The organism is Edaphobacter aggregans DSM 19364, from assembly GCF_000745965.1.
GTDB lineage: Bacteria > Acidobacteriota > Terriglobia > Terriglobales > Acidobacteriaceae > Edaphobacter > Edaphobacter aggregans.
In genome coordinates this window covers 68,970-92,023 of record NZ_JQKI01000022.1, presented here as the reverse complement: position 1 = coordinate 92,023, position 23,054 = coordinate 68,970, and the positions used below count along the sequence as shown (strand labels likewise).

At 61.9% G+C, this 23,054-nt stretch carries 24 protein-coding genes; 9 read left to right on the top strand and 15 right to left on the bottom strand.

Annotated features, from left to right (window positions below; all coding sequences use genetic code 11):
* Positions 1 to 31: 31 nt before the first annotated feature.
* Together Q363_RS11595 and Q363_RS11590 are read left to right on the top strand one after the other, a co-directional pair.
* Complete coding sequence (locus tag Q363_RS11595; protein ID WP_245632169.1) at positions 32 to 586, top strand: sigma-70 family RNA polymerase sigma factor; 555 nt, start codon at positions 32 to 34, stop codon at positions 584 to 586.
* On the top strand, positions 583 to 1,506 hold the full coding sequence (locus tag Q363_RS11590) for an anti-sigma factor (RefSeq protein ID WP_035350241.1): 924 nt from the start codon (positions 583 to 585) through the stop codon (positions 1,504 to 1,506). Before Q363_RS11595 ends, Q363_RS11590 begins: the two co-directional genes overlap by 4 nt.
* 49 nt (positions 1,507 to 1,555) lie before the next feature.
* Here Q363_RS11590 and Q363_RS11585 read toward each other — a convergent pair whose 3' ends face one another.
* On the bottom strand, positions 1,556 to 2,920 hold the full coding sequence (locus Q363_RS11585) for a YncE family protein (RefSeq protein WP_245632168.1): 1,365 nt from the start codon (positions 2,918 to 2,920) through the stop codon (positions 1,556 to 1,558).
* 77 nt (positions 2,921 to 2,997) lie between these two features.
* On the opposite strand from Q363_RS11585, the gene Q363_RS11580 reads away from it, so the two are divergent.
* Complete coding sequence (locus tag Q363_RS11580; RefSeq protein WP_035350240.1) at positions 2,998 to 3,849, top strand: DUF92 domain-containing protein; 852 nt, start codon at positions 2,998 to 3,000, stop codon at positions 3,847 to 3,849.
* Here Q363_RS11580 and Q363_RS11575 read toward each other — a convergent pair.
* Positions 3,846 to 4,454, bottom strand: coding sequence for a YdcF family protein (locus tag Q363_RS11575; RefSeq protein ID WP_245632167.1), 609 nt, complete (start codon positions 4,452 to 4,454; stop codon positions 3,846 to 3,848). The genes Q363_RS11580 and Q363_RS11575 overlap by 4 nt on opposite strands.
* 131 nt (positions 4,455 to 4,585) lie before the next feature.
* Entirely contained in the window at positions 4,586 to 5,230 is a 645-nt protein-coding gene (locus Q363_RS11570; protein ID WP_035350237.1) for an L-threonylcarbamoyladenylate synthase, read from the bottom strand.
* 102 nt (positions 5,231 to 5,332) lie between these two features.
* On the opposite strand from Q363_RS11570, the gene Q363_RS11565 reads away from it, so the two are divergent.
* Both Q363_RS11565 and Q363_RS11560 read left to right on the top strand, forming a co-directional pair.
* Positions 5,333 to 6,193 carry a TrmH family RNA methyltransferase gene (locus Q363_RS11565; RefSeq protein ID WP_084080254.1) on the top strand — a complete coding sequence of 287 codons (861 nt, stop codon included), beginning with the start codon at positions 5,333 to 5,335 and terminating at the stop codon, positions 6,191 to 6,193.
* Complete coding sequence (locus Q363_RS11560) at positions 6,190 to 7,527, top strand: replication-associated recombination protein A (RefSeq protein ID WP_035350235.1); 1,338 nt, start codon at positions 6,190 to 6,192, stop codon at positions 7,525 to 7,527. The genes Q363_RS11565 and Q363_RS11560 overlap by 4 nt, the downstream gene beginning before the upstream one ends.
* Before the next feature lie 4 nt (positions 7,528 to 7,531).
* Here the strand turns inward: Q363_RS11560 and Q363_RS11555 are convergent, their stop codons facing one another.
* From Q363_RS11555 to lnt, 7 genes are all read right to left on the bottom strand, one after another.
* Positions 7,532 to 8,134, bottom strand: coding sequence for a thioredoxin family protein (locus Q363_RS11555; RefSeq protein WP_035350277.1), 603 nt, complete (start codon positions 8,132 to 8,134; stop codon positions 7,532 to 7,534).
* 65 nt (positions 8,135 to 8,199) lie between these two features.
* The gene (locus tag Q363_RS11550; RefSeq protein ID WP_035350234.1) at positions 8,200 to 8,604 is read right to left on the bottom strand and encodes a YybH family protein; all 405 of its coding nucleotides are present in this window, start codon (positions 8,602 to 8,604) and stop codon (positions 8,200 to 8,202) included.
* Positions 8,601 to 10,703 carry a protein-disulfide reductase DsbD family protein gene (locus Q363_RS11545; protein ID WP_035350231.1) on the bottom strand — a complete coding sequence of 701 codons (2,103 nt, stop codon included), beginning with the start codon at positions 10,701 to 10,703 and terminating at the stop codon, positions 8,601 to 8,603. The genes Q363_RS11550 and Q363_RS11545 overlap by 4 nt, the downstream gene beginning before the upstream one ends.
* 42 nt (positions 10,704 to 10,745) lie before the next feature.
* Entirely contained in the window at positions 10,746 to 11,165 is a 420-nt protein-coding gene (locus tag Q363_RS11540) for a CoA-binding protein (protein ID WP_035350230.1), read from the bottom strand.
* Between the two features lie 34 nt (positions 11,166 to 11,199).
* Entirely contained in the window at positions 11,200 to 11,706 is a 507-nt protein-coding gene (locus Q363_RS11535) for a DinB family protein (protein ID WP_051978661.1), read from the bottom strand.
* 52 nt (positions 11,707 to 11,758) lie between these two features.
* A protein-coding gene (prfB, locus tag Q363_RS11530) for a peptide chain release factor 2 (protein WP_157466756.1) occupies positions 11,759 to 12,890 on the bottom strand; the annotation gives its coding sequence in 2 pieces (ribosomal slippage) (positions 11,759 to 12,820 and positions 12,822 to 12,890; 1,131 coding nt in all).
* Positions 12,891 to 12,894: 4 nt separating this feature from the next.
* Positions 12,895 to 14,532 carry an apolipoprotein N-acyltransferase gene (lnt, locus tag Q363_RS11525; protein ID WP_245632166.1) on the bottom strand — a complete coding sequence of 546 codons (1,638 nt, stop codon included), beginning with the start codon at positions 14,530 to 14,532 and terminating at the stop codon, positions 12,895 to 12,897.
* Positions 14,533 to 14,583: 51 nt separating this feature from the next.
* Here lnt and Q363_RS40395 point away from each other — a divergent pair, with 51 nt between their 5' ends.
* The 3 genes from Q363_RS40395 to Q363_RS11515 all read left to right on the top strand — a co-directional run bounded on the left by Q363_RS40395 (position 14,584) and on the right by Q363_RS11515 (position 17,663).
* On the top strand, positions 14,584 to 14,736 hold the full coding sequence (locus tag Q363_RS40395) for a hypothetical protein (RefSeq protein WP_157466754.1): 153 nt from the start codon (positions 14,584 to 14,586) through the stop codon (positions 14,734 to 14,736).
* Positions 14,737 to 14,859: 123 nt separating this feature from the next.
* Positions 14,860 to 17,244 carry an APC family permease gene (locus Q363_RS11520; RefSeq protein WP_035350228.1) on the top strand — a complete coding sequence of 795 codons (2,385 nt, stop codon included), beginning with the start codon at positions 14,860 to 14,862 and terminating at the stop codon, positions 17,242 to 17,244.
* Between the two features lie 128 nt (positions 17,245 to 17,372).
* Positions 17,373 to 17,663: a hypothetical protein gene (locus Q363_RS11515; RefSeq protein ID WP_051978660.1), complete on the top strand. Its 291-nt coding sequence runs from the start codon at positions 17,373 to 17,375 to the stop codon at positions 17,661 to 17,663.
* A 106-nt stretch (positions 17,664 to 17,769) separates the two neighbouring features.
* Here the strand turns inward: Q363_RS11515 and Q363_RS11510 are convergent, their stop codons facing one another.
* Both Q363_RS11510 and Q363_RS11505 read right to left on the bottom strand, forming a co-directional pair.
* The gene (locus tag Q363_RS11510) at positions 17,770 to 18,408 is read right to left on the bottom strand and encodes a class I SAM-dependent methyltransferase (protein ID WP_035350227.1); all 639 of its coding nucleotides are present in this window, start codon (positions 18,406 to 18,408) and stop codon (positions 17,770 to 17,772) included.
* A 19-nt stretch (positions 18,409 to 18,427) separates the two neighbouring features.
* Positions 18,428 to 18,838, bottom strand: coding sequence for a bactofilin family protein (locus Q363_RS11505; protein WP_051978659.1), 411 nt, complete (start codon positions 18,836 to 18,838; stop codon positions 18,428 to 18,430).
* Positions 18,839 to 19,016: 178 nt separating this feature from the next.
* Here Q363_RS11505 and Q363_RS11500 point away from each other — a divergent pair, with 178 nt between their 5' ends.
* Positions 19,017 to 20,003, top strand: a complete 987-nt coding sequence (locus tag Q363_RS11500) for a hypothetical protein (protein WP_035350226.1) — start codon at positions 19,017 to 19,019, stop codon at positions 20,001 to 20,003.
* A gap of 11 nt (positions 20,004 to 20,014) precedes the next feature.
* Here the strand turns inward: Q363_RS11500 and menC are convergent, their stop codons facing one another.
* The 3 genes from menC to mazG form a co-directional block, all read right to left on the bottom strand.
* A complete protein-coding gene (menC, locus tag Q363_RS11495; protein WP_035350268.1) occupies positions 20,015 to 21,142 on the bottom strand; it encodes an o-succinylbenzoate synthase in 1,128 nt (375 codons plus the stop codon).
* 48 nt (positions 21,143 to 21,190) lie between these two features.
* The gene (locus tag Q363_RS11490; protein ID WP_035350225.1) at positions 21,191 to 21,982 is read right to left on the bottom strand and encodes a GNAT family N-acetyltransferase; all 792 of its coding nucleotides are present in this window, start codon (positions 21,980 to 21,982) and stop codon (positions 21,191 to 21,193) included.
* A gap of 241 nt (positions 21,983 to 22,223) precedes the next feature.
* Positions 22,224 to 23,045, bottom strand: coding sequence for a nucleoside triphosphate pyrophosphohydrolase (gene mazG, locus Q363_RS11485; protein WP_035350224.1), 822 nt, complete (start codon positions 23,043 to 23,045; stop codon positions 22,224 to 22,226).
* Between the last annotated feature and the right edge of the window lie 9 nt (positions 23,046 to 23,054).

The window sequence follows — 23,054 nt, the reverse complement described above, 5'->3', positions numbered from 1 at the left end:
ACGGCGCAGGTGCGTTTTGATGTATAGAGAGATGGGATTAGCCAACGCTTCGCCGCAATCGCCGCAGGATGACGCTGCCCTCCTCGCATTGGTGCGGCGTGGCGACGAGCACGCGATGGCATCCCTATTCGACCGTTACTCAAGAGTCGTCTACTCCGTTGCCCTGCGCGTCCTCCGCGACCCGGCCTCAGCCGAGGACATCCTCCAGGAGGTCTTTATACAAATATGGCGCAGCCCGGAGGGATTCATCGCGGTTCGAGGCAGCCTGGGAGGATGGCTTACCGTCGTCGCCCGCAATCGCTCGATCGACGCGTTGCGAAGAAAGCGCCCGAGTGAGACCATCGACGATCTATCACTGGCCTCGCAATACGATCTTGCGAACGAAGCGGAGCGAAACACCATGGTGGAAAGAGCACGCGGAGTCATGGCAAAGCTTCCTGTGGAGCAGAGAAAGACGCTTGAGATGGCCTTCTTCGATGGCCTCACCCACACCGAGATCGCCGAGATGACCGGCGACCCCTTGGGCACAGTGAAGACGAGAATCCGCAGCGCGTTGATGACCCTAAGAAAGGCCTTCCTGGCATGAGCGTCGCACACTACGAACCGGCTGACCTGGCTCTCTTCGCCATGCAACTGCTCCCGCGCGACGAGTCCGCGACCATGTCAGCGCATGTAGCCGACTGCACCTACTGCCGGCAGGAGCTGGCGCACGTGCAGGGCGACCTCGCCGTCTACGCCCACACCGTCGAGATGCACTCCCCTCCCGCTCTCACCCGGGAGCGCCTGCTCAACCAGGTGGTCCGCGAGAAGCGGCAGGCGACGCCCATCGAGCAGGCTGAACGTGTCGAGCGAGTTGAGAGGATCGAGGCCGCCGTCGTCCCACCGCCCGGATACACTCGGACCCAGAACTATGCAGCCGGGCTCGGCAGCGGCCGTTACCGCACCGAGGACGAAGACCAGCAGCCCAGCCTTCTGAACAAACTCGTCACTAACGTCTTTCCCTGGATCGGCTGGGCTTTCGCAGCCGGCCTCGCAGTCACGGCGGGAGGTCTCTACCACGAGCGCGAGGCTCAACGAACCCGGCTATCCGCACAGGCAGGTGAGATCGACCGTTTGAGCGCTGATGCTGCCGCCGCAAAGCAGCTTCTGTCTACAATCACAGACCCTTCTGCGAAGCAGGTCACCCTTTCCCGCGCCTCCACCCCCGCAGTGCCTCCCGCGCCTCTGGGACGCGCCACCTACGTCGCCGACAAGGGTGCGCTGGTCTTTATCGCAAGCGGGCTGGATCCCCTTGAGACCTACAAGACCTACGAGCTGTGGCTGATTCCCGCTGATGGCCGTGACCCCATCCCGGCCGGCACCTTCCATCCCGACTCCCGCGGCAACGCAAGCGTCATTCTGCCGCCACTGCCCAAGGGAATCGAGGCGAAGGCGTTCGGAGTCACAATAGAAGACGAAGGCGGATCGCAGACCCCGACCATGCCGATCGTTCTGGCCGGAAGTTAGGGATCTAGGCCCTATCAAACGCGAAACGGTTCGGGCGTCCTGAGATGCCCTAAGGCAGCTGCGCCCGAACCATCACACCTTTTCCTTGCAGCGGAATCGTCGTCTCCACCCTGTCAGTATCCGTCCGGATGATCGTCATCTGGTCCGACTCAGGCGAAGTCACGTAGACCTTGCCGGTCGGAGTTCCGTTGATGACCGCAATAAAGTTCGGGTGCGTCGTTGCCGGAACAGGAATCGTAGCCGTCACAGTGTTCGTCGTCAGATTGACGACCGACACCGTACTGTCCGCCTGATTCACCACATACGCGCGGCTCCCATCCTGCAGTACCGCGATCATGCGCGGATTCACTCCCACTGGAACCGTCGCCAGCACCTGTCCGAAACCATTCGCATCGATCGGATTGTTGACGTCGCAGTTCGGATTGCCCGGGAGCGCCGATGCCGAGCACAGCGGAATATTGACAACGCTGACCGAACCCTTGGCGTCTCCGCTGCCCGCGTTCACAACCACCAGTTCGTTGCGGGTCGGCGCCAGGTCCGCCCACACCGGCGAGGTTCCAACCGGCACCGGATTCACCGCCGGAGCAGGCACAGCATCGAGCTGATTGGTCTGCGAGTTGATCACCGAGACCGTGCCGTCGCCCTGGTTCATAATGAACGCGCGCTTGCCGTCCGCCGTCATCACACCGTAAACGGGGCTGCTGCCGACAGGAATCGTACTCGAGATAGTGTTGCTTGATATCTCAATCGCCGCTACCTGCCCGTTACCTCCGCCCGTGCTCTGGCTGATCACGTAAGCGCGCGGCGAACTTGAGAACCCGGCAATGTAGACCGGCGTGTAGCCTGCGGCCACAGGAAGCTCCTGGTTGAGAGCAGGCGGCGCGCCCTTCAGCTGCGCCACTGCACCGCGGCCCGGCTCCGTAATGAAGGTTGATGTAACGTCCGGAAAGATGCTGTTCGGTGCTGCTCCATTCAGCAGCGTCGTCTGGATCACGTCCCTGGTCTGCAGCTGGTTCGAGACATCGAAACTGGTCAGGGTGCCGTCCCCGTTCAGCGTGTACCCCGTCGTGCCCGAGGCGTCCAGGATGAAGTAGTACGGAGCAACGCCGATGTTTGCGTTAATCAGCACCGTATCGCCGGAGAAATCGACGATCGTGATCAGGCCCGGAAGTCCCGGACCGGGGTTTGAGATCGCAATGGCATACTTCTGCGGCTGAGCCGCCGGACCCACTGGGTTGATAGCAGTCACCACAGGGCGGTACACGTTGCCACAACCCGTAAGCGCCGCCAGGCCCGCGACTGCAAGGGCGAATGTAGTGATGGCCTGGAGCCGAGAACTGACTCGAAACCGCCTGGACCGCCGGTTGGCCCCGGCCGCTGTGGTTTCCTCTGCTTCGATTCTTGCTAAATGCAAAACTGCTCCCACGGTGCTGCTGATGTTGGCTATGCTCTGGATGTGATTGTAAATCACCGCGAGAGAGGAGAATCGGCATGACCGGGGAATTCGATGGCTGGCACAAGACGATCGCCAAAGACAAAGACCGCCTGCAGTCCAGCATTTTGGCCTGGGTCGTCGGCATACTGCTAGTCCTGGCAGCCGTGGCCCCGCCGGTCGGCGCCCTCAAGCTGGGACTTCCCCTCTGGCCCCTCGCACGTCCCCTCCTCTTCAGCGCCGGATTCGCCCTGCTCGTCTGGCTGCTGCGCGCCGCAACCACCGCGGCCTCGTTCATGGGCTTCCTCATCTGCTTCATCCTCGCCCAGTCGCCGGAGGTGTGGACGCGCTACTCCGCCTATCCCGTCCCGCGTCCCGCCGTGGCAGCACTCGTCGCAGTCTTCGTCCTCTCCTTCGCTGCGACAAAGTTCGGACGAGCGAAGAAGGAGGCGCGCGGCCTCTCCGAGTCTCGCCATGGCCGAAAGGCCTCGCAGATCGTAGCCAATCTCGGAGTCGCAGCCCTCTTCGCCACCGCTGGCCGCTACGATGGCTCCATCGCCGCGCTGGCCGAGGCCGCTGCCGATACCGTATCCTCCGAGGTCGGCCAGGCCGCAGCCGGCCCCGCTCGCCTGCTGACCACTTGGCGAAGCGTTCCGGAGGGAACCGACGGCGGCATCAGCCTCATCGGAACCGCCGCCGGCCTTGCGGCCGCAGCCGTCATCGTAGCCATCGGCGCAGCCCACGACTCGCTCTCACCCGGCAAGGTTCGTATCTTTCTCGCCGCCTCCGCGGGTCTTTTCTTCGACAGCCTCCTCGGTGCCACCGCGGAACGACATGGCTGGATCGGAAACGATCTGGTCAACTTCGCCTCAACTCTCGTCGCAGCCCTGATCGCGACCGCCCTGAGCTAGATATCTTCCTCGCCCGCCAGCCACCGGCGCGGCCAGCCGATATCCAGATGAAGCTTCGACGCAGCATAGCTCACAATCTCGTGGATATACCGCATCACAAGGTCGTAACTACTGAGGTGTCCTACCGTCGCACGCGGAGAGGTGTAGACATCCAGGCCCGCATCCCGGCAGAGCTCGCGTATACGAAACAGATGCGTACCATCCGAAACGACGACGATATGGCGCAGGTTGTACTCGCGCGCAATCGCCGCCAGCCGCTGCACCTGCTGCTCTGTATCCATCGAGTGCGTCTCCGCGATGATGTTCCCGAACGGAATGCCATTCGCAAGCAGGTAGTCGCGCCCGACCGCACCCTCCGTATTGCCTGAGTCCTTATCACTGCCCCCGCCCAGCGTAATCACGATCGGAGCAATCTGCCTGCGATACAGATCCACCGCATGGTCCAGCCGGAAGTGAAAGGTCGGTGAGGGGCGGCCCCGGTACTCCGCCGCCCCAAACACGGCGATGGCATCGGCTTGCTGCGCCTCATCATGATCCGCCACCTCCGAGATCTGCTGCGCGACGTAGACAACCCATGCCCCCCCACCAAGCAGAAGCGCAAGCATCAGACTGCGAAGCAGCGTTCGTCCCCTTGAGGAACCCTTGTACCGTAGGTTGGATGCCGGGACGATCATGGCAGGATCGAGTGTACGGTATCCGGCCTCTCAGGAGTGAGAGATTTCCTCTCTCCTGAGCGCTAGCGTTGCAGCGTAAGCACAACCTCGTGCGTCGGAATGGCGCCCTCGCGAAGGATCATCCACGAGTTGCCCCCGCCCGAAAGATCGACGATCGTCGTCGCGACCGAGCGCGCCGTAGGTCCACCATCCACTATCAGCGGAATCTTGTCGCCCAACTGATCCCGAACCCCATTCGCATACGTGCACTCCGGCATGCCGGAGAGGTTCGCCGAGGTCGCCGTAATCGGCAGGCCGAGCGTAGCGACCACAGCGCGTGGAATCGCAGCCTCGGGCACGCGCAGCGCAACGTTGCCCGTGTTCGCCGTCACCCGAAGCGGGAGCTTCGACCCCGCCTTGACCACCAGAGTAAGCGGCCCCGGCCAGAAGCGCTCCGCCAGACGGTCGAACGCCGTATCCAATCCCCGCGCAAGCTCATAAGCCTGGGCGACATCATGGATCAGCAGCGAGAGCGGCTTGTGCCGCGCGCGCGACTTCAGCTCGTAGATGCGCTCCACTGCCCGCAGGTTCACCGGATCCACCGCAAGCCCATAAAAGGTATCTGTCGGTAACGCAACCACCTGTCCCGCGTGAAGTCTCGTCGCAACCTCGGATACCAGCTCCGGCTCGGGTTCGTCGGGATGAATGCGGAGAGTCTCGGCCGTCAAATCACGAAGCTCCTGTGCCTTATGCGGGCATCTCGGAACATAGCACACCGCTACTGCAGGCTCAAGGCACGCCCGCAAAACCAAACGGCGTAAGATTTTGAGATGGCGGTTGTAACAGCGGCGATCTCAAGTCGAACCAACGCACGAGTGAAGCAGCTCCGCGCTGCCTTTTCCGCGAACACTCGGCTCAGCGACGGCTTCGTCGCCATCGAAGGCGATCATCTGCTCGAGGAGGCACTGCGCAGCGGCATCACTCCCAAAGTCGTCTTCCTCAGCGAGCGGCGCGAGCCTCCCCGCGCCCTGCCGCACAGCGTTGAAGTCGTTCGCCTCACCGACCATGTCTTCGCCAGCGCTGTCGACACTCGCTCGCCGCAGGGCATCGCAGCTCTCGTCACCCCTCCCGTGCACCAGCTTCAGGAAATCCTCGAGTCTGCCTCTCCACTCGCGCTCGTCGCCGTCGGATTGCAGGACCCCGGCAACCTCGGCACCCTCATCCGTTCAGCCGAGGCCTTCGGCGCAGACGCCGTCCTCACGACCCCCGGCACCGTCAATCAGTGGAACCAGAAGGCCCTCCGCGCCAGTGTCGGCAGCACCTTTCGCATGCCCATCCTCTCCGTCACCAAAGCAGATCTCGAGGATCTACGACAGCGCGGCATCCATCTGCTGGCCGCCGTAGGAGCAGAGGGCAAGAGCGTTCTCTCTGCGCAGGATGCCGACCTCACCCAGGCCTGTGCCATCATGATCGGCAACGAGGGCGCGGGCCTCGCGCCCGAATGGATATCGCTCGCCACATCGCGCATCACCATCTCTTGCCCCGGCCCCGTGGAGAGCCTCAACGCCGCAGTCGCAGGCTCCCTGCTACTCTACGAGGCATCGCGTCAGCGCGCTGCATCGCATTCCGCCTCCGCTCCCGAACGTATCCCCGGCCCACTGCGGCGCCGCCCAACCGGAGCCAACCGATGAACCTCTTCGACACATCCCCGGTCGTCGCCGCCTCGGCCCCCTCCCGGCAGGCCCCGCTCGCCGAACGCATGCGTCCGCGTACCCTCGACGAGTACGTCGGCCAAGAGCATCTGCTCGCGCCCGGCAAGCCCCTGCGCGTCGCCGTCGAGAACGACGACGCCACCTCGATGATCTTCTGGGGACCGCCCGGCACCGGCAAGACCACCCTCGCCAAAATCATCGCCCATCGCACCCAGGCTAGCTTCATCGAGTTCTCCGCCGTCCTCAGTGGCATCAAGGAGATCAAGCAGGTCATGGCAGACGCCGAGAAAGCCTCGCACCTCGGCTCCCGTACCATCCTCTTCGTCGACGAGATTCATCGCTTCAACAAAGCCCAGCAGGACGCCTTCCTCCCCTACGTCGAACGCGGAACCATCCGGCTGATCGGCGCCACCACCGAGAACCCCTCCTTCGAGATCATCGCCGCGCTGCTCTCACGCTGCCGCGTCTACACGCTCGCCGCGCTCACCGAAGAACAGATCGTCGCCCTTTTGCGCCGCGCCCTCACCGACCCTGACCGCGGCCTCGGCGACTGGGGCATCACTGCTGCAGACGAAGCCCTCGCCACCATCGCCTCCTACTCCAGCGGAGACGCACGCAACGCCCTCAACGCACTCGAGGTCGCCGCGCGTCTCGCCCAGGGACGCAACGAGCACACCCTGACCAAAGACGTCGCCGCCGAAGCCCTCCAACGCCGCGTGCTGCTCTACGACAAGCAGGGCGAGCAGCACTACGACATCATCTCGGCGCTCCACAAGAGCGTCCGCAACTCCGACGCGGACGCCGCGCTCTACTGGCTGGGTCGCATGCTCGAGGCAGGCGAAGACCCCATGTACGTCGCGCGCCGCGTCGTCCGCATGGCCGTGGAAGACATCGGCCTCGCCGCGCCCGAAGCGCTCAATCTCTGCCTCTCGGCAAAAGATGCCATGCACTTCCTCGGTCACCCCGAAGGCGAACTCGCCCTCGCACAGGCAGTCGTCTATCTCGCGCTCGCTCCAAAATCGAACGCCGTCTACACGGCCTACAACACTGTACGCGGCGACATCCAGGCCACCGCGGCGGAGCCCGTGCCCCTACACCTGCGCAACGCACCCACAAAACTCATGAAGGAGCTCGACTACGGCAAAGGCTACCAGTACGCCCACGACGTCGAAGGCCGTGTCGCCGACATGGAGTGCCTGCCGCCCTCGCTCGCAGGCCGCCGCTACTACCATCCCACCGCTGAAGGCCGCGAAAAGCTCCTCGCGCAGCGCATGGAAGACATCGCGCGCATTAAGTCCCAAAAGCGCGGCTAGCGCATCAATCCTTGTACTTCACCGAACAGCCATAGGGACGCGTGCTAGCCACAGGAACCGGCTTCCCTGCCATCGCCGCAGTCAGCGCGTCATTCAGATAATTGCGCGCCGTCTTGATATCCGCCTGGTCCGTTGTCGGCTTATCGTCGATCGCCCCCTGATAGATCAACTTGCCCTGCGGATCGATCACGAAGATGTGCGGCGTAGTCTTGGCCTGATACAGATGCCCGATCGTGCCGTCCGGGTCGAGCAGCGCCGCAGTTGGCACCGCCTTCATCATCTTCAGGTACTGATTCTCTTCCGCGGCCGTCACGTGACCCTGTTCCCCCGGAGCTGATGAGATCACCGAGAGCCACACGACGCCCTTTGCAGTCCACTCACGCTGCAGCGACTCCATGTTACCGCTCAGGTAGTGCTTCTGGTCGTACGGACAACCCTTGTTCGCCCACTCCAGCACAACATACTTGCCGCGATACTGCGAGAGCGTATGGTTGACGCCGTTCGAGTCCGTCCCCTTGAAATCGGGCGCCGACGAGCCCGGTGCAAGCGCAAAAACGGAAAGGGTACTCAGACTGAAGGCGAAGGAAAGAATACGGCGATGAATCATGACGATCACCTCCACGCCGCTATTTTCTCCCCTGATGAAGACAGTGTGCAACGCAATCTGTCACATTACGCCGGCGCCAGCATATTGGCATCGCGCCATATGCGCCACTGGCCATCGTCGCCGCGGCGCAGCACCGTAAGCGTGTTGCCCGCTCGCTTCATCGTCTCGCCTCCGGCCAGCGGAGTAATGCTCACCTCCAGCAGATTCCACAGCACGGCAACATCCCCCGTCACCGTAATCTCCCGCGGGCTCGACCGGACCTCCAGCTTTACCTGCTCGATCATGGAGCGATAGCGCTCGGCAAACTCCTCGCGCCGCATCGGCACGCTGCCCGCAGTCAGAAAGACGACGTCGTCGGTCACCATGTTCAGCTGCGCGGCAAGATCACCTGTGCAGGAAGCCTGCCCCCACGCATCCACAAGCTCGCGGATGCGCTGTTCATCCTCGTGTGCCGCAACAGCTACGCTCATTGCTTCGCGTCCTTCTTCAGTGCGGTCAGAACAATGTCTTTGGTCAGCAGCTCAGGCAACACATCGGCCGCGCCCTTCCCTGCTGGATAGATCACATACGTCGGAACCCCGCTCCGGCCCACCGACGCCAGCTGCTTCGTAATCTCCGGATCATACTGCGTCCAGTCCGCCCGCAGCAGCGTCACCTTGTTATCCCGGAACTGCTGTTGAACATCCGACGACTTCAGAACCACGCGCTCGTTCACCTGGCACGACAGGCACCACGCCGCCGTAAAATCGATAAACACCGGACGCCCCTCAGCTCGCGCCTGCTCCAGTGTCTGCTGCGTATAAGGCTGCCATGCAAGCGTCGTGTCCTTCCGCTGATAGAGCGGCACTGCAAGCGCAATCACCCCAATCAAAAGAGCCGCAATCGAGCTCGACCACCGCGCCGGCCACTTGCCCAGAACCCACCCCGCCACCGCCAGCAGCAGGAAACAGCTCAGCAGCAGAGCGGCATGATAGACACCCTGCCCACCGGCAAAGAGACTCCCATACACATACGTCAGCCAGATCACCGTGGCAAAGAAGATGACTGCGGTGATCTGCTTGAAGGTCTCCATCCACGCGCCCGGACGCGGCAGCAGGCGTGTCCACGCAGGCTGGAGGCTCAACAACAGGTACGGCGCGGCCAGCCCAAGCGCCAGCGCCGTGAAGACCGCGAAGGTCACCCAGCCAGGCTGTGCCAGAGCGAAGCCGATGGCAGCCCCCATAAACGGCGCCGTGCAAGGAGTCGCAACCACCGTCGCCAGAACCCCGGTAAAGAAGCTCCCCGTATACCCCTGCTTCTGCGCCAACTCGCCGCCAACGCTCGTCAGCGACAGACCAATATCGAACATTCCCGCCAGTGACAGCGCAAAGAAGAAGATGCCCGACGCCAGAATCGCCAGGAAGGCAGGTGACTGCAACTGGAAGCCCCACCCTGCCTGACTTCCTCCCGCGCGCACAATCAAAAGCGCTGCCACAATCACCCAGAACGAGACCAGAATGCCCAGCGTGTACACCAGACCGTGGCTGCGAATCCGGCCGCGCTCTTCGTTCGACGACTGCACCAGCGCCAGCCCCTTGAGAAAAAGCACAGGAAAGACGCACGGCATCAGGTTCAGAATGATTCCGCCGACAAACGCAAAGCCCACCGCTGCCAGCGTCGTCAGACTGCCCGCCGCTCCGGCCGCTCCCTTGCCCTGCGACGACCCCGGCACCTCGCCGGCCACCACGGGAGTCGTCACCTCGTAGGCGTGCTCCTCGTCCAGCTTGATGACCCCATGCAGCGTCGCCGGCAGCTTCGTCAGCTCAGGCGCTCGTGGCACGCGCAGCCGCACGCCATCGGACAGCGGCTCAACATTCTGCTCGCCTGCGTTTGCAATCTGCTCCTGGTCATACGGATAGAACTCGGCGTCAGGAATGCTCTCGCCCGTGATCAGGTCGATCACAAACTCCTTCATGCCCCCGGTCACCGTCACCTTCAAGCCAGTCGCAACCGGCTTCGGCAGCAGTCCCAGCGCCTCACCCAGCGCACCAACAGGCTGTGCCGGAGCCGTAGCATGTGGATCGACAGTCAGGTTTAATCCCAGATGCGCCTTGCCCGGAATGCAGACCTCACGGCACACCAGCCAGTCCACCTTGGCATCCAGATGAATCGGGCCCGGCTTCAGGTTCTTCGCCGCAGTCAGCCGAACCGGAAACGCAACCTCGTCTTCGTAGCCGAAGTCCATCAGCGGCCCCAGCGGAAGCCGGCTAGGAATCGGAAAGTGCATCGGCCCGGCAGTAATGCCCTTGGGCAGCGTCCAGTTGATACGCGGCGGCTCACCCGAATCGCCGGCGTTGATCCAGTAGACGTGCCACTTCTCCTCGAGAGTGATGACAAGCCCAACGTCCAGCGTGCCGCCGGGCGCAATCGACGGCGCCAGCGAGACCAGCTCCGCCGTCAGGTGCTGCGCCTTCACCGGGCCCGGCCCACCATCCCCGACGACTTTTATTTGCGCACCGGCAAACCTACTGGTGAATGCGGCGCAGACGAGAAGAAGGAACGTGGCAAGCTGGCGGTAGCGAATGTTCATGAATCTCAATTGTAGGCTGTAGGTTCGACGTGGACGAAGCACTTAAGAGAGCCTCGCGTACCGGTGCTCCACCATAATGCAGCGATCCATCACCACGCGCATGCCTCCCTGCTCCGCGCGCGCAGCCGCCTCCAGGTGAATAATCCCCTGCTGAACCCAAATATTCTCAAAGCCCAGCCGAAGCATCTCATCGACGATCGCCGGAATAAACTTCGGCAGCCGAAAAACATTCACAACATCCGGCTTAATCGGCAGATCCGACAGCGACGGATAAGCCCTCTCACCCAGCACACTCTCCACCAGCGGATTCACCGGCAGGATGCGATAGCCATGCTGCTGCATATACGCCGGCACATAGTGGCTCGGCTTGTCCGGATTATCCGAGAGCCCTACAACCGCAATCGTGCGCGCCTCCGCAGGCGGCCGCCCAAGCATCGCGCGAATCGCCTCGGGCTCGTTCATCGTCCGATTTCTTTCTTCCGTCCTGAGATCACGTCTACTTGCCCCATATCCCCAGTAGCCGACGCAATACAACCAGCTCACCCAGATGGTACGCGTTGTGATCTGCAATCAGCAGAGCCTCGCGCAGCAGGTTCTGCCCCTCGCCCCACCGGAAGGGCTTGTAAAGATCCATCCCGGGCCGCGTAATCAGCCCCTCAAAGCTCTCGAGATCCTTGCGGATCGCCGCGATACACACGTCCCACGCCCGAGGCCCAGGTGGCTCAGGTGACTTCGGCCAGTAACCCTCCGGCCACTCGATTGGCTGATAGCCTCCGGTAGGAGGCGCGCTGAAGTCCAGAATGTCGCGCTGCGTTATGCGCAAATGCTCAAGAATCTGCCACGCCGAGTACGGCAGCCCCGCAGGCACCGTGCCGCGATGCTCCTCCGGAAAGTCCTGGACGACCTCATCGAAGGTGGCATGCGCCTGCCCACCACGCAGCAGCGCAAGCAGTTGCTTTTGGATCTCGTCCGTGCCCGTCGTGGCCTCCCCCGCCTTTGCCATAAACGCTCTTCTCCTCAATCCCGCAAGTTAGATGCGCCGGCACCCAGTCCGGTCACAGGTCGTCATCCACCGCAACGGCTGCCGGAACGCCCCCCTCGCGCCGCATCCGCAGATAGCCGCGGATGAACGGTTCAAGATCTCCATCCAGCACGCGATCCACATCGCCCACCTCCACCCGCGTGCGCAGGTCCTTCACCATCCGGTACGGCTGCATCACGTAGCTGCGAATCTGCGACCCGAACTTGATATCCAGCTTCGAGTCCTCGAGCTTCTTGCTCACTGCCTTCTTCTTCTCCAGCTCATACTCGTACAGCCGCGAGCGAAGCAGCTTCATCGCCTTCTCTTTGTTCTTATGCTGCGACCGCTCGTTCTGGCAGCCCGCCACCAGCCCCGTCGGAATATGGGTAATGCGCACCGCCGAGTCTGTCGTATTCACGTGTTGCCCGCCCTTGCCGCCCGAGCGGTACGTATCGATCCGCAACTCCTCCGGCTTGATGTCGATCACAATCGTGTCGTCGATCTCCGGCGAGACAAACACGCTCGCAAAGCTCGTATGCCGCCTCTTCGCGGAATCGAACGGCGAGATCCGCACCAGCCGATGCACGCCCGTCTCACCCGACAGCAGCCCATACGCAAACTCGCCCGAGATCGTAAACGTCGTCGACTTGATCCCGGCCTCGTCGCCGTCCTGAACCTCGTTGATCTCCACCTTGAAGTTCTGCCGCTCGCCCCAGCGGATATACATCCGCATCAGCATCTCCGCCCAGTCCTGGCTCTCCGTACCGCCGGCCCCGGGATGCACCACAACAATCGCATTCAGCGGGTCGCTCTCCTCCGAGAGCATCGTCTTCGCCTCCAGCTTCTCGGCAAAGTCCACCAGCGCCGGAATCTCCCGCGCCAGGTCCCCCTCCGTGTCCTCGCCCTCGCGGGCAAGCTCGAAGTAGGCCTCGATGTCCTCCGTCCGCCGCGCAAGCTCTGCGTCGTCGGCCAGCAGGTTCTCGATGCGCTTCCGGTCGCGCATCAGCGGCTGCGACCTCGCCGGATCGGCCCAGATAGCCGGATCGGCGGTCTTCTCTTCAATAACGGCTAGTTCACGCTTCAGGCGGGGCGAGTCAAAGATACTCCCGCAGATCGCGAATCTTCTCGCGCACCGGGGAGTACGTGTATTCAAGGTCACTCAGCATAGCTCTAGTCTACGGCAAACCTCGCCCGCAGGCTCAAGCCCAGCGCCGCCGCCGTCACCAGCGCGCACCCATACGCAAAAAGATCGCCGTGCTTCGCGTAAAAAGTAAGGTCATCCTCATAGCCAAACCCCACACGAACACTCGTCCGCACATGCCGTGGCGCCGCCTCCACGACCCGACCGTAAGGATCGATCGAGCCCGTCACCCCCGTATTAGTCGCCCGCAGCACCCAACGGTGATTCTCAATCGCCCGCATCCGCGCCATGTTCAGATGCTGCCACGGCGCGCTCGTATCGCCGTACCACCCGTCGTTCGAGATGTTGATCAGCACATCCGCGCCCTGCTCTGAGAAGTGGCGAACCTCGTCCGCAAAGATCGACTCATAGCAGATAAACGTCCCATAGCGATGCCCATTCACCGCAAATACCGTGCGCGTCCCGCCCGAGTTGAACGTGCCAGCCTCATGCAGCAGATTCTGCGCAAAGAAGAACAGCTTCTGAAACGGCACATACTCGCCAAAGGGAACCAGGTGCATCTTGTCATACCGCCCGGCGAACTCTCCCTGCGGAGTTACAAATGACGCCGAGTTGAACAGATAGTATCCCCGCGCATTCGCCGTCGTACGGTCAATCGCAATGTTGCCCACGATCACCGGCGCGCCCGCCTCCTTCGCCAGTCCCGAGATCGCCGCGCGAAACGCCGGATCGTTCTCCTGAAACGGCGCCGGTGACTCCGGCCACACAATCAGATCCGACCGCCGCGGCCCAGCCTTCGGAACAAACCTCACCAAAGGCGTCCCCGGCAGTTCCGGAATCCCCAGGTAAACCCTCTCTCCCGGATAGCGGCTCAGATACGCAAACGACTCCAGCATCTGCTGCTCCGAGGGCTCAGGTCCCTTCGCCGCCGCCCCCACCTCCAGATTCTCCTGCACCAGCGTCGCCGTCGCACTCGCCCGAACCCGAGGAGGCCGTACACGCCGCACTCCCAAAACGTACACAACGATGAACACCACGCCCGCGACCGTCAGCGCCAGCCTCGTAAACCGCCGCTCGCGCACCTGGATGCGCACCAGCCACAGCGCGTTGATCGCCGCAATCACAAACGACAGACCATAAGCTCCCGTCACCGGAGCCAGCCGCGTCAGCAGCGGATTGTCCACCTGCGCCACTCCCAGCAGGTCCCACGGCAGACTCGTAATCCGTGCCCGTGCCAGTTCCACCGCAACCCACGCAAACGGGCTGAGCAGCAGCGCCCCCTGCACTCCGAAGCGCGCCCGGAACGCCCCGAGCAGTCCACCAAACAGCGCGTGGTACAGGCCCAAATAGAGGCAGAACAGCACCAGGATCCCCGCGGCCACCGGCTTATCCAGCCCGCCGTACAGATACATCGTCTGGTAGATCCAGTAGCAGTTCCCCAGGTACCACAGAAAGCCGCAAAGATATCCCAGCTGCGCGCTCTGCCCGATCGTAAGCGGCTGGCCATTCCTGTCCTCGCCGCCAAGAGCCCAAAGCAGCGGAAGAATCGCCACCCAGCAGAAGGCGGTGCGCCACACCGGCGTCGGTCCGGCGATAGGGAACGGCAAGACCTGCAGAATGCCGGAGAGAGCGGACATGGCCCACAGCCGGGCGGGGATCAGTCGCATCGCTCCTGGAGTCTACCATCCGCCGTTTCCCGGACTACAATAGAGATCGGAATGGATCACCTCATCCATCTGCTCGCCGCCGTACTGGTACCGCTGTTCTTCATCGGAATGGCAGGCTCCATGCTCGTCGTGCTCGTCACCGTCGCCCGGGATCTGCAGCAAGTCTTCACCAGCGACGAGGAATCCAGCCAGGAGCCGCACTAGGCAAATCTCCCGTCGCGACAGATTTACCCGATTGACGCTAATGACCGACCCTCTTAAACTAAGCAGCTGACGGACGGTGGTTTTCTGGACGCGGACACAGCCGGAAATGCGCCCGCACACTCAATGGCTTCAGCGAAACAGACTATCGTTCTTCCGCAATCGAACCGGGTTCGCCTCGTTGTGGCGTCCTCGGTCATGCTCACCTTCATCTCCTTCTGGCGCGCCGCAGCCATCGTCCTCAACGATCTCGGCTCCTCCGCCTTCTACGCCGGTGGTCTGGCGGAAGAGGCGGTAGGCAAGGCAGCTCCCTGGCTCATCCTCAGCGTCGTCTTCTTCGCCTATGCGGTCCGCGCCGTATACGTCGAAAGCTGCTCCATGTTCACGCGCGGCGGCGTCTACCGCATCGTCAAAGAGGCCCTCGGCAGCACCTTCGCCAAGGTTAGCGTCTCGGCGCTGATGTTCGACTACGTCCTCACCGGCCCCATATCAGGAGTCTCCGCCGGTCAGTACATCATCGGTATGCTTAATGACCTCGCGGCCTTTGCAGCGCATCGGTTCCACTGGGCCGCGATCCCGCACCTGCGTCCCGATCTCGCCTCCGCCGCCATCGCCGCTGCCATCACCATGTACTTCTGGTGGCAGAACACAAAGGGCATCGAAGAGTCCAGCCAGCGCGCCCTCGACATCATGAAGATCACCACGGTCATGGTGGTCATTCTTCTCGGATGGGGAACCTACACCGTCTTTCATCGCGGCGCCGCACTCCCGCCGCTCCCCCTCCCCTCCAACCTGCACTTCAGCGACGACGCTCTCGGATTCCTGAAGGGCACTAAGTTCGCCGCCTCCCTCGGACTCTTCGGAGTGCTCATGGCCTTCGGCCACTCCGTGCTCGCAATGAGCGGCGAGGAGTCCCTCGCCCAGGTCAACCGCGAGATCGAGCACCCCAAGCTCAAGAACCTCAAGCGCGCCGCTCTCGTCATCGCAACCTACAGCTTCTTCTTCACCGGCCTCTGCTCCCTGCTCGCCGTCATGATCATCCCCGACGGCGTCCGGGTCCACGTCTATCGCGATAACCTCATTGCCGGCATGGCCATGTACATGGTCGGCCCCGAAGTTCTGCGGCTCATCTTCCGTGTATTCGTCGTTGTCGTCGGATTCCTCATCCTCGGCGGCGCCGTCAACACCGCCATCGTCGGCTCCACCGGCGTTCTCATGCGAATCGCCGAGGACGGCGTCCTGACCGACTGGTTCCGCAAGCCGCACAAGAAGTATGGAACCAGCTACCGCATCGTCAACCTCGTCGCTGGCCTGCAACTCCTCGTTATCGCCCTCACGCATGGAAACGTTGTCATTATTGGCGAAGCCTATGCCTTCGGCGTGATCTGGAGCTTCACCTTCAATGCCCTCGCGATGCTCGTTCTCAGGTGGAAGTATCGCGGAGAACGCGGCTCTAAGGTCCCTCTGAATCTTCGAATCGGCAAGACCGAGATTCCCATCGGACTTATCTCCGTCTTTCTCGTACTGTTTACAACTGCAATCGTCAATCTATTCACAAAGTCGGTAGCGACGGTGAGTGGAGTTATCTTCGCCGCCGCCTTCTTCGTCATCTTCTCTTTCTCCGAGAGAAACAATAAGAAGCGGCATGATCTCGCAACACGTCAGATGCGGGAGCACTTCCAACTCGAGCATCAGGACACCGTCGGTTGCGAGGCCCTCGATATTCGCCCCGGAGCCGTCGTCGTCACCATGCGCGATGCCGCCTCTCCCTTCGCCCTCAAATGGGCGCTCACCCACACCGACACCGACGAGCAGGACATCGTTGTCCTCGCCGCGCGAATGATGGGCGCCGGAGGCCCCGAATACGTCGACGCCTCCGAGCAGCTCTTCAGCGAACACGAGCAGATGCTCTTCACCAAGGCCGTCTCCGTCGCCGAGAGCTTCGGAAAACACATCTCGCTTCTCGTCGTTCCGGCCGGCGATATCTTTGCCGCCATCGTCCGGACGGCTAACTCCATCGCCGCCGCCGCGGTCGTCTCCGGTCTCTCCAGTAAGCTCACTGCCGAGGAGCAGGCCTATCACGTAGGTCAGGCGTGGGAGGCTCTCCCCGAGCCCAAGCGCCAGTTCACCTTCTACGTCATCAAGCCCGACGGCGAGGCTCTCAGCTTCCACATCGGGCCGCATGCTCCAACCATCAATCCCGATGAGGTCCAGCTGGTGCATCGCCTCTGGCTCAACCTCCGCCGCTCCCCCGAGATGCGGGAACTGCATCACAGCGACATCATCTCCTATGCCTTAAATCGCATGGCTGCTGAGTTTGCGCGCGACAAACAGGAGACGCTCAAGGGCATCCAGCAGTACATGGAGCGCACAGATCATCGTCGCGCGCTCGGCAGCAGTTACTACGAAGAGATGGATGAGTCCGGCCCCGGCTACGCCATTCGCGCTCGCTCCGGTGTAACTCCCGATAACAAGGATGCTCCTGCAGAGCAACAAAAAATATCCAAATAACTATCCCCCGTTATTTACGAACGATGGATAACTTATGTATGGTTATCCTTGTTACTTCGCTTTATTTGTCCTGCTACGCATGGACTTAGGACTAAGTCGCTCTTTCAGGAATTCCAAGGAGGTACACCGTGGAAGTTAGCCGTATCATCGCCGAGATCGACGCCCAGATTCTGAAGCTGCAACAGGCACGAACTCTTCTTGCAGGCGCCGCCGCCCAGCCTGTCCGCGCAGGCCGTGGACGCCCAAAGGGAGCCGTGACTGTCTCGGTCACCAGGAGTAAACGCAAGCTGAGCCCGGAAGGACGAAAGCGCATTGCCGATGCGATGAAGAAGCGCTGGGCCGAACGCAGAAAGCAGACGAGCTCCAAACAGACCAGCGCCAAACAGACCAGCTCTAAACAGACCAGCGCCAAATCCTAGCCCGGCACAAGATCAAAAGCGCAAGCAGTCCGAGATCCCGCAAAATCTCGCCCTGCTTGCGCTTCTTACTTTCTAGGTTCCTTCTCTGTCACAGCTCAACCACGAGCTATCGCGTAATAATCACCTCGCGAAGACTATCCTTCGCCAGAAAAAACCGGTACGTGCTGAACTCGCGCAGCAGGTTTTCGATCTTGCGGTTGCTGTAAACATGAACCAGAGGATAGTTCCCCGCCTTCTGCATCTCAACCACCTCGGTATCCGTCAGGTGGTAGCGCGAGAACACCGTTCCCGGGTCGCTCGTTGCATGGAAGAACGCCAGCATCAATCCGCCCGGCTCAATCACCTGGTGCAACCGTGCAAAGATCGGCTCGATCAGGGCCTCCGGCAGATAGTCTGCCGTGTCCCACAAGATCACAACGTCGAAGTTACGCCCGGAAAAGTTCAGGTTCGCTGCCAGAAACCGATCCACATCGTATCTCGGCTCCTCACCGCCTTCGCCCGGAATAATCCACTCCGGCTTCGCTGCTTCCTCCACCAGGTTCGCCATGTAGATGCTATGGCCAAGACCGGTCACATAGTTGATATTCGTCGATGAGGTCGGGCCGATATCCAGCACGCGAAGCGACTCCCGCGCCTTCAGGTGCTTCTGCAGCTCCTTCCATCCGCTTGAGTGCCTCGGCACCCGGCTCGAATCCGCACCACGGGACGAGCCCGATCCTTCGCCCCCGCCGAAGAGATTGCGCATACGCTCGCTTTCCTTCCCGCTACGCCTTCGGCGCGAGCACGAGATTCTCCTGCTCACCTGCCGCCGCTGTTGCATGCGCGGCAGAGGCCTGCTTCGCCTCCGGCGCCTTCAGCTCCACCCTGCCCTTCACCATGGCGTTGTCTTCGATCGAAAGCCTGCCGCCAAAGATATCGCCATTCACAACAGCCGAGTGGCGCAGATCCACCCGCCCCGTCGCCTGCAGATTTCCCGTCACTTTGCCGTACACGATAATGTCGCGGACGCGGATATCGGCCAGCACCCTCGCATTCGGCCCGACCGTCAGAGCATGCTCAGGCAGAGTGATCGTTCCTTCAATGTCCCCGTCCATGTACAGGTCTTCATTGCCTGACAGTTCTCCCCTGATCGTGACCGACTTACCTATGACGGTAGACCCTTCTGCTGGCTTCATGCGCTCTCTCGGTTCTCCTGAAGGAAGTGTGTGAAATCTGTTGCGCCTTGCCCGAACTATACCCAACGCTCCGCTGCGAGGCAAACCGGAAAACTTTGCAGGTAGTCCCTACGTCATACGTAAGATAGTGACAGACCGTCTGCGAACAGGAAATCTGTTCCTCCAATGAGGTTAGCGGGTGAAGGTTGAACGTCGGAGACAGCGCCATCACTCCACACAGCGCGCGCTGTCCGCCGCCTCCGCCAAGGCACGTGCCATTGCGAAATCCCGCTCTATTCTGCTGCGCGGCCTCCTCGCCGCCGCCCTCCTCTCGCCGCATCTCTCCGCGAACGCCACCGCCCCTCCACAAACCGCCGCGATCGCCAGCGAGAGCGTCCCCGCATCTCTTCTCGCCGTGCCTCCGCGCTCCTGGGTCGTCGACACCGTCGCTCGCGAGCTCGACGCGCTCCACCACAAAAACTCCTACCTCCGCTATCGCATGCATATCGTCGATGCCAAGGGGGACCAGGTCCGTGACGTCATCGAGAGCCGCGACGGCACCGTGGCAAGGCTCCTCTACCGCGATGGCAAACCCCTCACAGCAGAGCAGGACAAAAACGAGCGCCAGCGCCTCAACGACATGCTCGCCAACCCCGATGCCTTCGCCAAGCATGTCAAGAACGACGACTCCGGCAGAAAGATCGCCGACTCGCTCATGCGCCTCATGCCCGACGCCATGATCTACACCTACGTCCCCGGCCAGCCGCAGACCGGCAAGAACCCCGGCATGACCGAGATCGTCATCGACTACGCGCCCAACCCGATGTTCCACCCTCCAACCACCACCGCCGCGGCCCTCACCGGCCTAAAGGGCCGCGCCTGGATCGACGCAAAGACCAAGCAGCTCGTCCGCATGGAAGGAAACATCTTTCAGGGCATCAACTTCGGCTGGGGGATGCTCGCGCACATCTACCCCGGCGGCACACTCATCCTCGAGCTGGCCGAGGCCGGCAACGGCCGCTGGATCTTCACCCACTTCACCGAACGCATCACCGTCCGGGCCCTCATGGTGAAGACCCTCAACATCAAGACCGACATCGATGCCTCAGCATTTCAGACTGTGCCCGAGATGAGCTACCAGGACGCCATCCACCTGCTCCTCAATACGCCGCTGCCCACCCGCTAATCCCGCAACCGCTACGCCGTCACCCGAGCCTTCGCCCGCAGCGTCTGCCGGCGAACCGTCAGGTCCTCGATCCGCTCCCGCAGAACCGCAAACCCCGAGCCAGCGCCCGTCGGAACCGTAATCTCGCCCTTCTTGCTCACCGTCACTTCGGGCTCGATGATGTCCTGCGCCCAGTAGCGAGCCGAGGCCGACACATCCCCTGGAAGCAGGAAGTTCGGCAGCGACGACAGCGCGATATTGTGCGCCCGCCCAATGCCCGTCTCCAACATGCCTCCGCACCACACTGGAACCCCGCGCTCCTCCGCAACGTTGTGCACCGCAATCGCCTCGCTGAAGCCTCCCACGCGGCCCACCTTGATGTTGATGATCTGGCACGATTCCATATCGATCGCCGCCAGCGCATCGCGCCGGTTGCGGATCGACTCATCCAGGCAGATCGGCGTCTTGATCCGCTTCTGTAGCATTGAGTGGAAATAAAAATCGTCGTACCACAGCGGCTGCTCCGCCATCAGCAGCTTGAACTGGTCCCACGTCGCAATGTGGTCGAAGTCCTTCATCCGGTACGCCGAGTTCGCATCGCAACTCAGCATGATCTCAGGCCAGCGCTTCCGCACCGCCTCAAAGATGTGGTTGTCCCATCCCGGCTTGCACTTCAGCTTGATGCGCTGATAACCCGCCTCCACCTCAGTCTCAATCTTGTCCATTAGCTGCTCGAGCGAAGGCTGAATCCCAATCGACACACCGCACGGAATTACCTTGCGCGTGCCGCCCAGCAGTTCGGCCAGCGGAACCCTCTCCGCCTGCGCCTCCAGGTCCCACACTGCGTTCTCCAGCGCCGCCTTCGCCATCCGGTGCCCGCGCACCTGCTTCAGCACATCCGGCACGCTGCCGCCGCCCTCCAGGTCGGCCTCCAGCAGCTTCGGAGCCAGCTCCGTCTCCGTGATGATCCACGCCGTGTCAATCATCTCGTCGCTGAAGTAGGGATGCTCCCCCGCCACGCACTCTCCCCACGCCGTCAGCCCCTCGCTCTCAATCTCGATCAACAGAATGCGCCGCCCCGTCGTCAGCCCAAAGCTGGTCTCAAACGGATACGCCAGCGGCATATTGATCTCTCGCATGTGAATGGCATCGATGTTCAGCATTGTTGAATCCCGTCCTTCCCCTTTACTTCCATCGCGTCTGTCGCGCTATTTAGTCTTTCCGGAACTCCAGGCTCCCTGCTCCGCGTCGTTCCACGGGCCAAGCAGAAAGCTTCCGTTCCCCTTTGCATCGCGCTCATAGCCGACGACGACCAGACCTCGATCAAACGCCGACTCCAGCGCCGCGCGGTTACTCGCCTGCGCCTGCTTCGCTAAATCTCTTTGTTCGGGGTCCTGCTTCCACTGGTAGATGGTCTGCGGGACGGTAACGCGTTCGATGACTTCTATCGGCTGAGCCTCGCCACGCAGCGCGCCCATCACCCTGGGCGACCTCAGCCACCATTCCGCGTATAGCCTATCCGTCGGAAGCCCCCCCTGCAAGGGAGAAGACGAAGGCCCATAAAAATCCGCCTTATAGCGCCGCGAGATCGCCCCCAGCCGGGCAATATTCAGGTGCGCATTCTTGATCTCCAGCGGATCAAACGTCCACTCCATCAGATCAAAGCCCCGCGCAATCGCGTCGTCTCTCTGCGCCAGCTTCAACCTCCGCCCCAGTCCCGCGTTGCGGTACTCCGGCAGCACCGCCAGCATGTGCGAGTGCAGGTACGGATGCCCATCCCGATACCCCGGCAGCGCCATCGCGAACCCCACAATCGTCTCGCCATCGAACGCTCCCAGCACCTGCCCGCCAATCCGCTGCGCCACCAGAAACACGCGCCTCGGAATCAGATCGCCATCGCTGTACCCCCACACCTCCAACTGCAGAACCACGCACCGCTCAAACTGCTCCAGCGTCGTCAAAGACCGAATCTCTAAATTGCCCTGTGGTTGCGTGCTCATCGTCTGTTCTTCTCTATCCACGTCTCCAGGATTAGCAGGCCTTCAAGGATGCTTAAAAACGCTGCCTCAAAAAGGTCAAGGTTTCAGCCATCCTGCCTCAAATGCGGCCTTAGCCGCTGGGTACCGATCTTTGCTCGCGAGAAACTTTTCAGAACCGACTTCAGCCCACGAGACCCTTTCAGTTACAAACAGGGCTTCAGCCCTGTTTGTTTGCGGCCGCAGTCGCGAGAGACCCTTCACTTCACTCATCCGCCTCCCCCGCCTTCGCCTTCGCCCACAACTCCTCAAGCTCATCCGGCGTGCGCGCCGCAAGCTCCTCATGCCCTCCTGCTGCGCTCTCCATCGCCACAAATCGCCGCCGGAACTTAGCGTTCGCCGCTCGCAGCGCCTGCTCCGGATCAACCTTCAAATGCCGCGCCAGGTTCACCGCTGTAAACAGCAGATCGCCCATCTCCTCCTCGACCGCCCCAGGAGGGACCGTTCCCTCCACCTCGCTGCGAAGCTCACCGATCTCCTCATCCAGCTTCGCAAACAGGCCCTCAACATCCGGCCAGTCGAACCCCACCTTCGCGGCGCGCGAACCCAACTTCCCCGCCTCCATCAGCGCCGGCATCGACCGCGGAATATCCCCCAGCAGCGACGCATCCTGCGTCTTCGCCCCCGCCGCCGCCTTCTCCTCGCGCTTGATTTGCTCCCAGTTCTTCAGCACCGTCGCGGCGTCCCGCGCCTCCACATCGCCAAAGATGTGAGGATGCCGCCGCACTAGCTTCGCGTTCAAATTCTCCGCCACGTCTGCAATCGTGAAATACCCCTCATCGGCCGCCATCTGCGCGTAGAACAGAACCTGCAGCAGCAGATCACCCAGCTCATCCTTCAGTTCAGGCCACGCCCTCCGCTCAATCGCGTCGAAGACCTCATACGTCTCCTCCAGCGTGTGCCGCTTGATCGTGTCGAAGGTCTGCTCCCGGTCCCACGGACACCCATCCGGACCGCGAAGCCGCGCCATGATCTCTACAGACTCCAGAAGACTCCGCGCAGCCTCTTCCCGTGCTGATAACGCCATACCTCCACT